The organism is Brucella pituitosa (genome assembly GCF_965577835.1).
GTDB classification, from domain to species: Bacteria; Pseudomonadota; Alphaproteobacteria; order Rhizobiales; family Rhizobiaceae; genus Brucella; species Brucella pituitosa.
Window position 1 is genome coordinate 981,322 of sequence record NZ_OZ264092.1, and the last position, 12,613, is coordinate 993,934.

Genomic DNA, 12,613 nt, shown 5'->3' on the forward strand with positions numbered 1-12,613 from the left:
AATAATCAATGGAAAGCAAAGCCCAGAGCAACGATTAAGTAAGCCCTTTCAAAATGATCGCGAAAAAACCTTAAAAAAATACCCGGTCAGCCATAACAGCAAACCGGGCATTTTCTCTGTATGAGAACTTAAGATCAATCAATCATGAAACGGATCGGTTACGAGGATTGTGTCTTCACGCTCCGGGCTGGTCGAGAGCATGGCAACCGGAGCACCGATCAGCTCTTCGATGTGGCGGACATATTTGACCGCCTGCGCCGGAAGATCGTTCCACGAACGTGCACCGGCAGTCGTTTCCGACCAGCCTGGCAGCGTTTCATAAATCGGCTTAACGCGAGCCTGCGCACCCATCGAAGACGGCAGATAATCAATGCGCTTGCCGTCGAGTTCATAAGCAACGCAAATCTTGATTTCTTCAAGACCGTCGAGAACGTCGAGCTTGGTCAGCGCAATACCCGTGATGCCGGATGTGCGAACGGTCTGACGAACGATAACCGCATCAAACCAGCCGCAACGACGCTTACGACCCGTTACCACGCCAAATTCATGGCCCTTGGTGCCAAGAAACTCGCCGATTTCGTCATTAAGTTCTGTCGGGAATGGACCCTCGCCAACGCGGGTGGTGTAAGCTTTGGTAATGCCGAGAACATAACCAATTGCTGTTGGGCCAAGACCCGAACCGGCAGCTGCCTGACCGGCAACTGTGTTGGACGAAGTCACAAACGGATAAGTGCCGTGGTCGTTATCGAGCAATGCACCCTGTGCACCTTCGAAAAGAATGCGTGCGCCAGCCTTACGGCGTTCGTCGAGAACGCGCCAGACCTGATCGATGTAAGGCAGGATCTTGTCGGCAACCGAAGTCAGCTCTTCAAGAATGGTCTTAACCGAGATTTCTTCAAGGCCCATGCCACGACGCAGCAGGTTGTGATGAGTGAGCAGACGCTCAACCTTTGGCTCAAGCGTTTCCGGCTCAGTCAAGTCGATGACGCGGATTGCGCGACGGCCAACCTTGTCTTCGTAAGCAGGGCCAATGCCGCGCTTGGTCGTGCCGATCTTGAGGCCTTCAGTAGCGCCTTCGCGCATAGCGTCAAGTTCGCGATGAATGGAGAGAATCAGCGGAGCGTTTTCCGCAATGCGCAGCACGTCTGGCGTGATTTCGATGCCCTGGCCGCGAAGCTTTTCGACTTCCATGACGAAATGATGCGGATCAACCACAACACCATTGCCAATCACGCTCAGCTTGCCGCGCACAAGGCCGGATGGCAGAAGCGAAAGCTTGTAGCTGACGCCATCGATGACAAGCGTATGACCCGCGTTATGACCGCCCTGATAGCGCACGATCACATCGGCGCGCTCGGACAACCAGTCCACGATCTTTCCCTTGCCCTCGTCGCCCCATTGCGACCCGACGACAACCACATTAGCCATTGAGAAAACTCCTCGGTCCGGCTTTAGCCGTTCTTAAAAAACCCAAGGATCGCGAGCAGCCCCGACTATTTAACGCGAGGTGCTGATCCCTCGTCTCTATACAGACTGAATCCCGCTTACGCGACTCTTTACATGCAAAAAATACGAATATTTTCACCAAGACGTGGAAAGATAGCGTCAGATCGTCTGAGATTTCGGATATGGCGAGGTGAAAATGGTGTTCTTCGAGAACCGGAGCGGAGTGTACTTTTGGGTACATGAGCACCGGAAGCGGAGAAGAACGCCATTTGCAGACCGCCTGATCCGGAATATCTACGATCTAACCGGCGCGGACCATATAAAGCGCCTCATCCGAATAGCCTTTGAGCTTTTCTTCGAGTGCAGGCACGTCGCGGATAACAAAACCCTTCTTTTCCCAGAACCCCTGCGAGCCATTAACGGCGACGAGTGCCATGGTGACAAAGCCGTCACGCTCAGCCTGCGCTGCCATCAGTTCGACAACACGTGATGCCTGCCCACCAGAACGGACTTCAGGCAGAAGTGCAATATCGTGAATGTAATAAGTACTGATGTCATTGGGCAGTTCACCCAACACCGAATTAAGGGCGGGAACCGAATCAAGTTTCCATGGATGGCTGATGCCATAACCAAGAATTTCGTTGCCGCGCACCAGTACAAAACAACCAGCCGGATAAATGCTGAAGCGGTCCCGGAAGACCGCCTCATCCTCGAAGAAGTCGGGATGAACGACATTGGCCACAGCCGTTACACCCGCCATATCCGGCGCTTGCATGCGTCGCCATTCTGCCTGTTCAATCCCGTCCGTCATGTTGCTCAAGCTTCCTCGATGTTGAATTCCAAAGGTCTTGCCGCCTTGATTGCCTCTTGAGCAATGAGTTCGTCAAGTACTGCCTGTGGAATCCTGTCATCGACATAGAGCATTGCAATGGCATCGCCACCCGGATGGTTACGTCCGAGAGAGAAGTTCGCGATGTTTACATTGTGCTTGCCACAGATCGTTCCGAGCAGGCCGATCATGCCCGGAATGTCGACATTGGTGACATAAAGCATGTGTGGACCGACTTCGGCATCAAGGTTGATTCCCTTGATCTGAATGAAGCGTGCCTTGCCATCAGAGAAGCAGGTTCCGGCAATCGAGCGCTCACGTTCGGTGGTCTTGACAGTCAGCTTGATATAGCCGTCAAAGATACCGGACTTGTCGCGTTTGATCTCGGAAACGATGATCCCACGTTCCTTCACCATGATTGGTGCAGAAACCATGTTCACATCAGCCACCTGCGGGCGGATCAGACCGGCAAGAGCCGCACTGACCAGAGCGCGCGTGTTCATGGCCGCAGTCGCACCATCAAAAAGCACTTCCACTTCCTGAATAGGCTCGTCCGTCACCTGACCGACAAAGGCACCCAGAACCTCTGCGAGCTTGACGAACGGCTTGAGACGCGGCGCTTCTTCCGCTGTGATCGACGGCATGTTGATGGCATTGGATACCGCGCCCTTGACGAGATAATCCGACATCTGTTCGGCCACCTGGATCGCCACATTTTCCTGTGCTTCGGAAGTCGAGGCACCAAGATGCGGTGTGCAGACCACATTGGGCAGATTGAATAATTCGTTCTCTGTTGCAGGCTCGGCTTCGAAAACATCGATACCAGCACCTGCCACGTGACCCGATTTCAAAGCTTCCACCAGATCTTTTTCAACGATCAGACCACCGCGCGCGCAATTGATAATCCGAACGCCTGGCTTGGTCTTTGCAAGTGCGTCTGCATTGATGATGCCACGTGTCTTGTCGGTTAGTGGTGTATGCAGCGTGATGAAATCAGCACGCGCCAGAAGCTCATCCAGCTCAAGCTTTTCAACGCCTAGTTCCTGCGCCCGCGCTTCCGATAGAAACGGATCAAACGCAACAACATGCATCCTGAGGCCGATACCACGCGCTGCAACCACCGCACCGATATTGCCGCAACCGACAACACCGAGCGTTTTGCCGGTGATTTCAACACCCATGAAACGGTTCTTTTCCCACTTGCCAGCGCGTGTGGAAACGTCAGCCTCGGGGAGCTGACGCGCAACTGCAAACATCAGTGCAATTGCGTGTTCCGCCGTGGTGATGGAATTACCGAAAGGAGTGTTCATCACAATGATACCGCGGCGCGATGCCGCCGGAATATCAACATTGTCCACACCAATACCGGCGCGACCAATAACCTTGAGCTTCGTTGCTGCTGCAATCAGCTTTTCCGTTGCCTTGGTGGCGGAGCGGATAGCAAGGCCATCATACTGGCCGATGATTTCAAGCAGCTTTTCCTTGTCCTTGCCAAGATCTGGCAGGTAATCAACTTCAACGCCGCGGTCTTTGAAAATCTGAACGGCGGTAGGCGACAATTTATCGGATACGAGTACGCGAGGTGCCATAAGGGCCTCCTTCAAGTAATCTTTAATCGAGCATGTCCAGCAATGCCCTGCAAAATCTATGTAGCGGCTTTGTGTTTGGACCATGCATCGCGACAAATGGAATGCTGACCGTGATCGCCCCAACGCGACCACGAATTCATGCATTTCCCCGAATTAGGCGGTGGCTTTCAGCGCGGCCTTCTGTGCGACAAAGGCCCAGTCGAGCCAAGCCGTCAGAGCTTCAAGATCAGAAGCCTCTACCGTCGCACCCGCCCAGATACGCAATCCCGAAGGAGCGTCGCGATACGCACCGATATCGAAGGCAACGCCTTCTTTTTCGAGTGCTGAAACAATGCCCTTGGCGAAAGCTGCCTGCTGATCCGCCGAAAGTGCAGTCACTTCCGGATCAACGATGGTCAGGCAAACAGACGTGTTGGAGCGCGTTTCTGGCTTTTGCGCCAGATTGGCAATCCACGGCGTCTTCTCAATGAAGGCATTGAGTACGGCGAAGTTTGCATCCGCACGCCCGACAAGACCCTCGAGACCGCCGACGGAACGCGCCCAGCTCAGTGCATCAAGATAATCTTCAACGCAGAGCATCGAAGGGGTGTTGATGGTTTCGCCAACAAAAATGCCTTCGATCAGCTTGCCGCCAGAAGTCAGGCGGAAAATCTTTGGCAGCGGCCATGCTGGCTTATAGCTTTCCAGACGCGCAACAGCACGTGGGGAGAGAATGAGAATGCCATGCGCGCCCTCACCGCCCAGCACTTTCTGCCAGGAGAAGGTAACAACATCGAGCTTTGCGAAATCAAGGCGTTGTGCAAAAGCAGCCGACGTCGCATCGCAAATGGTCAGACCCTTGCGATTTGCCGGAATGAAATCCGCATTCGGTACGCGAACGCCAGAAGTCGTACCATTCCATGTGAAAACAACGTCGCGGTCAAAATCAACTTCGGCAAAATCGACCAGCTCACCATAAGGCGCAACAAAGGTGCGGGTGTCTTCGAGCTTAAGCTGCTTGATCACGTCTGTGACCCAGCCGGAGCCGAAGCTTTCCCACGCAACCATATCAACGCCGCGCTCACCAAGCAGCGACCACAAGGCCATTTCCACCGCACCCGTATCGGATGCAGGCACGATGCCAATGCGGTAATCAGCCGGAACGCCGAGAATTTCGCGGGTAAGGTCGATGGCTTCTTTCAGCTTGTTCTTGCCGATTTTCGCACGGTGCGAACGGCCAAGCGGCGCATCGGCGAGCGCTTGAAGCGACCAACCGGGGCGTTTTGCACAGGGACCAGATGAAAAATTAGGGTTAGCCGGGCGAACTGCCGGCTTCGCAATCGTCGTCATTTTGTTTCCTATCCTCACAGATAGCACGCGCCTCGTTGGGGAGGCGTGGCCCGCTGACGAAAATACCGGAAAGCAAAATTTTCACAATATGGCGTGAAAGTTATTTTTGCAGAACCCGCCGAGGTCGCCCCGGCGGGTTTAAATGCCTCAAGATTTACTTCCTGGAGGGCTTTTCATGCATACGTGCATAATAGCTTGCGATGAGCGCACCGGAAACATTATGCCACACACTGAAAACGGCACTCGGAACAGCCGCCAATGGCGAGAAATGCGCATTCGCAAGTGCTGCGCCCAGACCGCTGTTCTGCATGCCAACTTCAATGCTGATTGCCTTGCGTTTGGCAAGCGACAGACCAGCGGCGCGTGCCGCGAAATAACCCAACAGCAAACCAAAGCCGTTATGCAAAACGACGACCGCGAAGATGAGTGCACCGGACTGGGCGATGGCTACCTTGTTGACTGCAACAACAGCAGCGACAATCAGAACGATACCGATAACCGACACCAGCGGCAGCATTGGAACTGCTGCCTTCACAAGACCTGGCATCAGCTTTTGCAGAATGAAGCCAAGCGCGAGCGGCACGAGAATAACCTTGAGGATGCTGACGAACATGCTCATCGCATCGACCGGAAGATACTGGCTGGCAAAGAACCAGACCAGAAACGGCGTGACAAGCGGTGCGAGCAAGGTTGTCACACTGGTGCAAGCAACGCTGAGCGCAACATCGCCTTTGCTGAGATAGGTCATCACATTGCTTGCGGTGCCGCCCGGGCAACAACCAACTAGAATGACACCCGCAGCGACTTCCGGTGACATCGGGATAATGCGCGTCAGCAAAACAGCAAGAAGCGGCATAATCAGGAACTGGGCAAAAACACCGATTAGTACTTCAAACGGCCGTTTGGCAACTTCCGCGAAATCCTTGGTCGAAATCGTAAGGCCCATGCCAAACATGATGATGCCGAGCAACACGACGATCCACGGCGCAAACACGCTGAACGTCGATGGCAGCAGGAAACCAAGTACGGCAAAGACGATAATCCAGACGGCAAATGAACGTCCGACGAAATCTGACAAAGCTACGAGGGTTTTCATTTCTCTCCCTTCAGACTGCGCACAGTCTAACTTTTATTTTTCAGGCAACACTAATTTCTTGCGGCCTTGTATGCGCAAACTGAAATTTTAAAAACGAAAAATAGTAACAAAAATAACTTATGTGCAGTTTGGACAGTATTTTTGGAAACAAAAAGAAAAAGGCCCGGTCACCCGAGCCTTCGTTTCAATCAATGAGTTACGATCAGCCGCCGAACATATAACGAAGGCCGACGCGTACATCGTGGACATTCATGCCTTTGTCATAGCCGTCGCCAACACCGTAAGCACCATTAAACATCTTGCCGCCATTGATATGGCGATAACGATAACCAGCATCGAGCTTAAGGTTTTGGGTCAGATCAACCGAGGCACCGGCCATGAGAGCATAGGTGAAGCGCCAGTTTGCGTCACCGGACAGTACGCCACCATTCGTCGTATCAACAAGATCATCCCACTTCACGCGGGTACCACCGATACCGGCACCGACGTAAGGCGTCACACCACCGAAATTGCCGAGATCAACATAAGCATTGGCCAGAAGCGACAGTGCAGACATCTGGCTTTCATCGCGGTCGCTGGTGAACTTCGCACGGGTCATGTAGTCGAGCGTCAAATCCGTGCGGAAGTAATCGGTCACCTGATAACCAACACCACCGCCAAGCAGGAACGAGCCCTTCAGCTTGCCGCCATGGATCTGCGGATCGCCTTCACCACAGGTATTGCAGCCACCACCGCCCGGCAGCGTATAGCTGGCACCACGGAATTTCGCCGCTGAGTAGCCCACATCGCCACGCAGATACCAGCCTCCGACGGCTGGGGGAGCGACAACCACTTCCGGTACGGGTTCAATATAGTCCGCCGCCAAGCCAAGAGAACCTGAAGCCATCAAGGCTGCCGATGCGGCCAAACCAGCACACAAATTTCTAATAAGACTGTTCATTTATCTGCCCCATCGATTTGTCACGCCGCAACCGCGTCGGAACCGAATATTCTGGGGCAGATTATTCAGGAAAAGTTAAATACAACTTAACCTTGTTTTTTAACTACATTTATTAAGCTTCTCTAAAGTATGCGGCAGGGCATATCGGCAACAAAAAAGCGCGGAAAATTCCGCGCTTTTTGTGTTTCAAATGCCTTCGGCTTACAGCGGTTCCAGTTAAGACTGAATCGTTGAAGCCGCTGTAACTATTTGTTTTTTCGCATTATCCTACGCAAAACCGCTTCGCACTTTTTGCTGGAAATGCTTTAATCAGGCCGCTGCACTTTCCGAAGAAATCACACTGATAATATCGTTCACGACCTTTTCGACGAGAATGCGATCATCCCCTTCCGCCATCACGCGGATAAGCGGCTCGGTTCCCGATGGACGAATGACCAGACGCCCCTGAGCGCCAAGACGTTCAGTGGCTTCGTCAATCGCGCTCTTGACCTTCTTGTTCTCAAGCGGCTTACCGCCAGTGGTGCGGACATTCTTGAGAAGCTGTGGCACGGGTTCAAACTTACGGCACAGCTCGCTCAGTGGCTTGTTCTCTTCCTGCGCAACCGCAAGAATCTGCAAGGCTGATACCAGCCCATCGCCGGTCGTGGCAAAATCCGACAGAACAATATGTCCTGACTGCTCGCCACCCACATTGAAGCCATGCTCACGCATATGCTCGACCACATAGCGATCACCGACCTTGGTACGCGCAAGCGTCATATTGTGATCATGCAGGAAGCGTTCGAGACCAAGGTTGGACATGATGGTCGCAACGATACCGCCGCCTTGCAGGCGGTCAGACCGAGCCCATGATTCGGCAATCACTGCCAGAAGCTGATCACCATCAATCACAGTTCCATTTTCATCGACGAGCAGAACGCGATCCGCATCGCCATCAAGCGCAATACCGACATCGGCCCGCACTTCATGCACCTTCTTCATCAAACCGATGGGATGGGTTGAACCGCAATCCTCATTGATGTTGATACCGTTCGGCTCATCATTGATGGTGATGACTTCTGCACCAAGTTCCCATAGGGCCGAAGGCGCTACCTTGTAGCCCGCACCATTGGCGCAATCGACCACCACACGCAGACCATTGAGCGATATATTGCGCGGCAGCGTGCGCTTCGCAAATTCGATATAGCGATAAATATCGCCATCAACGCGCTTTGCCTTGCCCACTTCACCATGGGTCGCGAGATGCGCTGAGAGATCGCTATCGATCAGGCTTTCGATCTGCAATTCGATCTCATCAGAAAGCTTGAAGCCATCGGGGCCAAAAAGCTTGATGCCATTGTCAAAGAACGGATTATGCGAGGCGGAAATCATCACGCCGATATCGGCACGCAATGAGCGGCACAACATGGCAACAGCCGGTGTCGGAATTGGCCCGAGCAGAAAGACGTCCATGCCAGCGGCAGTGAAACCAGCCACCAAAGCGTTCTCCAGCATATAGCCGGAACGACGGGTATCCTTGCCGATCACAACGCGCGACGCCTGGCCCTTGCGACGGAAGATGTGCCCAACTGCCATACCAACTTTCATGGCAATATCAGGCGTCATCGGAAAGCTGTTTGCCTTGCCGCGAATGCCGTCTGTTCCAAAATATTTGCGTGTCATATTTTTAGCCTTGCGTTGCGCCATAGAGCCATCTCGAAGCAATCAAATATCAGTCGCTGTTAAACCAGTGAGACGGCAATGGCAGCCGAACCTTTTAGTCCGGTAATCGATTGTCTGCGTTATTAGCGCAAAACCACCCGTCATTGCAATTTCACCTTTCGGGGAACCAGATCGCATCAAAGCCTCATGCCCCACATTGTGCTCATGATGCGCCGAAATCCTTAACCGAGCCTTGTTATGGATTTTATACCCACAAAAGAGAAAAGCCGGGCAAACTGCCCGGCTTTCAAAATTTGCAAAGATGCTTATTGCGGCTGCGGGTTAGGCTCTATGCCCGGCTCATTGCCCGGTTCCTCACCCTTGCGCTTGCGCGCGCTGCCAGCCTTAGGCACACCCGAACCGCGGGACGGTGTATCACTACCCTGATCACGCGATGGCTTGTTGCCAGCAATCAGTTCCTTGATTTCATCACCGCTCAGCGTTTCATATTCGAGCAGACCTTCTGCAAGAGCAATCCAGTCCTCACGCTTTTCGGTCAGGATACGAGTTGCATCAGCATAGGCTTCGTCGATCAGACGACGCACTTCGGCATCGATGATCTGTGCGGTTTCTTCCGAAACATTCTGCGTGCGCGAAACCGAATGGCCAAGGAAAACTTCTTCCTGATTGTCGCCATAAGCCACGCGACCGAGCTTGTCGGAATAACCCCACTGGGTCACCATCGAACGAGCGAGCTTGGTAGCCTGTTGAATGTCGGAGGAAGCACCAGAGGTGATGTTTTCCTTGCCAAACTTCAGCTCTTCGGCCACACGACCACCCATCATGATCGCCAGACGCGAAACCATCCAGGTATAGGTCGCCGAATAACGATCACCCTCCGGCAACTGCATCACCATACCCAGTGCACGACCGCGCGGAATGATGGTTGCCTTATGGACCGGATCAGAACTCGGAACGTTCATCGCTACAATAGCGTGCCCTGCTTCGTGGTAAGCCGTATTGGCCTTTTCTTCCGGCGTCATGGCAGAGCGGCGTTCCGCACCCATCATGATCTTGTCCTTGGCGTCTTCGAACTCCTGCATGGTCACAAGGCGCTTGTTGCGACGTGCCGCCATCAAGGCAGATTCGTTCACGAGATTGGCAAGATCAGCACCGGAGAAGCCCGGCGTACCGCGTGCAATCACCTTAAGATCAACATTCGGTGCAAGCGGAACATTACGCACATGCACTTTCAGGATCTGCTCGCGACCAACGATATCCGGGTTCGGGACCACGACCTGACGGTCGAAACGGCCCGGACGAAGAAGCGCTGGGTCAAGAACGTCGGGACGGTTGGTTGCAGCAATCAGAATGATTGATTCGTTTGCTTCAAAACCATCCATTTCGACCAGAAGCTGGTTCAGCGTCTGTTCGCGTTCGTCGTTGCCGCCGCCAAGACCGGCACCACGGTGGCGACCGACGGCGTCGATTTCGTCGATGAAGATGATGCAAGGCGCATTCTTCTTGGCCTGTTCGAACATGTCACGGACGCGGCTTGCACCAACACCGACAAACATTTCAACAAAGTCAGAACCAGAAATCGTGAAGAACGGCACATTGGCTTCGCCAGCAACGGAACGCGCAAGAAGCGTCTTACCGGTTCCGGGAGGTCCAACGAGCAGAACGCCGCGTGGAATCTTACCGCCCAGACGCTGGAACTTCTGCGGATCACGCAGGAATTCTACGATTTCTTCCAGATCCTGCTTGGCTTCTTCAACACCTGCTACGTCCTGAAAGGTCACACGGCCATGCGCTTCGGTCAGAAGCTTGGCCTTGGACTTGCCAAAGCCCATCGCACCGCGCGAACCGCCTTGCATCTGGCGCATGAAGAAAATCCACACACCCAGAATAAGGATCATCGGCAGCCAGGACAGAAGGATACCCAAGAGCGAGCTGGAACCGTCGCTTTCAGGACGGGCAGTGATGGCCACGCCCTTTTCCTCGAGACGGGAAACCAGTCCGGTATCACCCGGTGAATAGGTCTGGAATGTCGAGCCGTTATCGGCAAACGTACCGCTGATCCGCTCACCAGTAATTGTTACCGACTTTACGCGCCCGTTGGAAACGTCGTCGATAAACTGGGAATAGGAAACTTCACGGGAATTGGTGCGCTGGCCAGGACTCTGGAACAGGTTGAACAGCGCGATCAAGAGCAGAGCAATGATCGCCCAAAGGGCGAAGTTGCGATAGTTCGGATTCATAACGGGTCCAATCGATACCACGGCCATCCCGCGAGAACGGGACGATGTTTCGACTTAACATAGGATCGAAGGAAGGCCTTGCCAAGGCGCGAGAGCCGCCTCGTCTTCGATTCTTGTCATTCTGGTTTATAAAAATTAGGACATTCACGGCCAAACCGCTTTTCAACGGCATTTGCCAGCCCAAAATCGTAACCCGGCAACACATGATCGAAGATCGCGAAATGCCGTTCGACACTGATTCCTATGGGCAGTTTCTGCCCAATCATTGCAGGAAGCTGCGAGAGCTTGCCGTTTTCATATAAGGCCGGGAGTACCAGCAAGGCTTCCCGTTGGCTCGAATCAATCTCCCGCCCGGTGTTCTTTATAAAATCGATAAGCTCCTGCCGTTCAGGAGCACCGATATCAAATGAATGCGCGTCCTCATTGGTGAACCGATAACGCCCATCCCAAATGATCCGCTGACCGGGGTCAAGACGCATGACAGGAAGGTTGCGCCGCTCACGCCTGAAGCGGTGTGGTTGCCCCTTCTTGCCCAGTTCAACCAGCGCTCCGAAAACCGTCATCCGATCGCTTTTTTCCTGCCCGGATAAAACTCTCTCGATGCGGGATCGTTCAGCATCACCGGGCAAAAAGCGCCGACCACCGGCAATGGAAGCAAGCAGACCTGAAAACAGCCGCCGCACATTTTCCGGCAAGGCCGCATAGATAGTGGCACCGACAGTGATCGTGCCAAGCGGGCTCATAGTCACAGAATCCGGATTAGCCAACACCGCAATCAGAGCTGCATTATCGCGTTTACGAGCAGCGCTTGCGAGCGCGATCTGGGCGAGCACCAAATCAGGATCAGCCTCAGCAGCAGACGTCATGCGCACACGCGGGCGTTCGTAATTCGTGTTTACGTTACTCGGATCATCGATCCACACGACATTTCGCTTTATCAACTCCTGACGCAACTCCGCTCGCTGCTCATCGAGCAACGGTCTGATCAGCTCGATGGAGTTTTCCAGCCATGAACGCGAAGCCATTGCCGCAAGTCCACGCGCTTCTGAATGAGAGCTGCGTTCCCTCCGCATCAGGAATGTTTCGATCTGGTCGTCGCGTGTATGCCCGGTGGCGATAAAATCTGCGCCCGCCTCTTGGGCGGCCTGCACCAGAAGCCGGTAGCGTGCAGAACGGGCAGCAGCAGCGACACCGCTTTTAGGCTTCGGGTCATCCCAGGCCAGGACACGATGAGCAATGCCATGCACATTGCAAAGACGCCCCACATCCTCGGCTTCGTTGGCCGATTCGTCGCGCAAACGATGATCGATGGTAACTGCAGTCAGCGACGGCGGACTATCCAGCGTCGTGAGATACTCTTTCAAAAGGAACAAAAGCGCCAGTGAATCGCTCCCGCCTGAAACGGCAGCCACAATTCCTTTGGCGTTCTCAAGTCCGAAAGATTTAAAAATTTCGGTCGGGGAAAGCCCCACAAATGATCTC

9 protein-coding genes are annotated in these 12,613 nt (G+C 53.7%); all 9 read right to left on the minus strand.

The window, feature by feature from the left end:
• Positions 1–138 precede the first annotated feature (138 nt).
• On the minus strand, positions 139–1,428 hold the full coding sequence (locus tag ACSME1_RS04760; RefSeq protein WP_024895700.1) for an adenylosuccinate synthase: 1,290 nt from the start codon (positions 1,426–1,428) through the stop codon (positions 139–141).
• Positions 1,429–1,747: 319 nt separating this feature from the next.
• Positions 1,748–2,257, minus strand: coding sequence for a GNAT family N-acetyltransferase (locus tag ACSME1_RS04765; RefSeq protein ID WP_024895701.1), 510 nt, complete (start codon positions 2,255–2,257; stop codon positions 1,748–1,750).
• A gap of 5 nt (positions 2,258–2,262) precedes the next feature.
• Entirely contained in the window at positions 2,263–3,864 is a 1,602-nt protein-coding gene (serA, locus tag ACSME1_RS04770; RefSeq protein WP_024895702.1) for a phosphoglycerate dehydrogenase, read from the minus strand.
• 153 nt (positions 3,865–4,017) lie between these two features.
• Complete coding sequence (locus ACSME1_RS04775; protein ID WP_105706843.1) at positions 4,018–5,193, minus strand: phosphoserine transaminase; 1,176 nt, start codon at positions 5,191–5,193, stop codon at positions 4,018–4,020.
• Between the two features lie 154 nt (positions 5,194–5,347).
• A complete protein-coding gene (locus tag ACSME1_RS04780) occupies positions 5,348–6,289 on the minus strand; it encodes a bile acid:sodium symporter family protein (protein WP_105535285.1) in 942 nt (313 codons plus the stop codon).
• A 202-nt stretch (positions 6,290–6,491) separates the two neighbouring features.
• Positions 6,492–7,229, minus strand: coding sequence for an outer membrane protein (locus ACSME1_RS04785; RefSeq protein WP_024895705.1), 738 nt, complete (start codon positions 7,227–7,229; stop codon positions 6,492–6,494).
• A gap of 309 nt (positions 7,230–7,538) precedes the next feature.
• Positions 7,539–8,891 carry a phosphoglucosamine mutase gene (gene glmM / locus ACSME1_RS04790; RefSeq protein WP_181151659.1) on the minus strand — a complete coding sequence of 451 codons (1,353 nt, stop codon included), beginning with the start codon at positions 8,889–8,891 and terminating at the stop codon, positions 7,539–7,541.
• A gap of 305 nt (positions 8,892–9,196) precedes the next feature.
• Positions 9,197–11,131 carry an ATP-dependent zinc metalloprotease FtsH gene (gene ftsH, locus ACSME1_RS04795; RefSeq protein WP_024895707.1) on the minus strand — a complete coding sequence of 645 codons (1,935 nt, stop codon included), beginning with the start codon at positions 11,129–11,131 and terminating at the stop codon, positions 9,197–9,199.
• Positions 11,132–11,247: 116 nt separating this feature from the next.
• Positions 11,248–12,603: a tRNA lysidine(34) synthetase TilS gene (gene tilS / locus ACSME1_RS04800; protein WP_024895708.1), complete on the minus strand. Its 1,356-nt coding sequence runs from the start codon at positions 12,601–12,603 to the stop codon at positions 11,248–11,250.
• Positions 12,604–12,613 lie beyond the last annotated feature (10 nt).

Bases quoted from the DNA above. Each gene is read 5' to 3' on its own strand.
- ACSME1_RS04765 (WP_024895701.1), bottom strand. From the start codon at position 2,257: ATGACGGACGGGATTGAACAGGCAGAATGGCGACGCATGCAAGCGCCG.
- ACSME1_RS04760 (WP_024895700.1), bottom strand. From the start codon at position 1,428: ATGGCTAATGTGGTTGTCGTCGGGTCGCAATGGGGCGACGAGGGCAAG.
- ACSME1_RS04775 (WP_105706843.1), bottom strand. From the start codon at position 5,193: ATGACGACGATTGCGAAGCCGGCAGTTCGCCCGGCTAACCCTAATTTT.
- ACSME1_RS04785 (WP_024895705.1), bottom strand. From the start codon at position 7,229: ATGAACAGTCTTATTAGAAATTTGTGTGCTGGTTTGGCCGCATCGGCA.
- ftsH (WP_024895707.1), bottom strand. From the start codon at position 11,131: ATGAATCCGAACTATCGCAACTTCGCCCTTTGGGCGATCATTGCTCTG.
- glmM (WP_181151659.1), bottom strand. From the start codon at position 8,891: ATGACACGCAAATATTTTGGAACAGACGGCATTCGCGGCAAGGCAAAC.
- serA (WP_024895702.1), bottom strand. From the start codon at position 3,864: ATGGCACCTCGCGTACTCGTATCCGATAAATTGTCGCCTACCGCCGTT.
- ACSME1_RS04780 (WP_105535285.1), bottom strand. From the start codon at position 6,289: ATGAAAACCCTCGTAGCTTTGTCAGATTTCGTCGGACGTTCATTTGCC.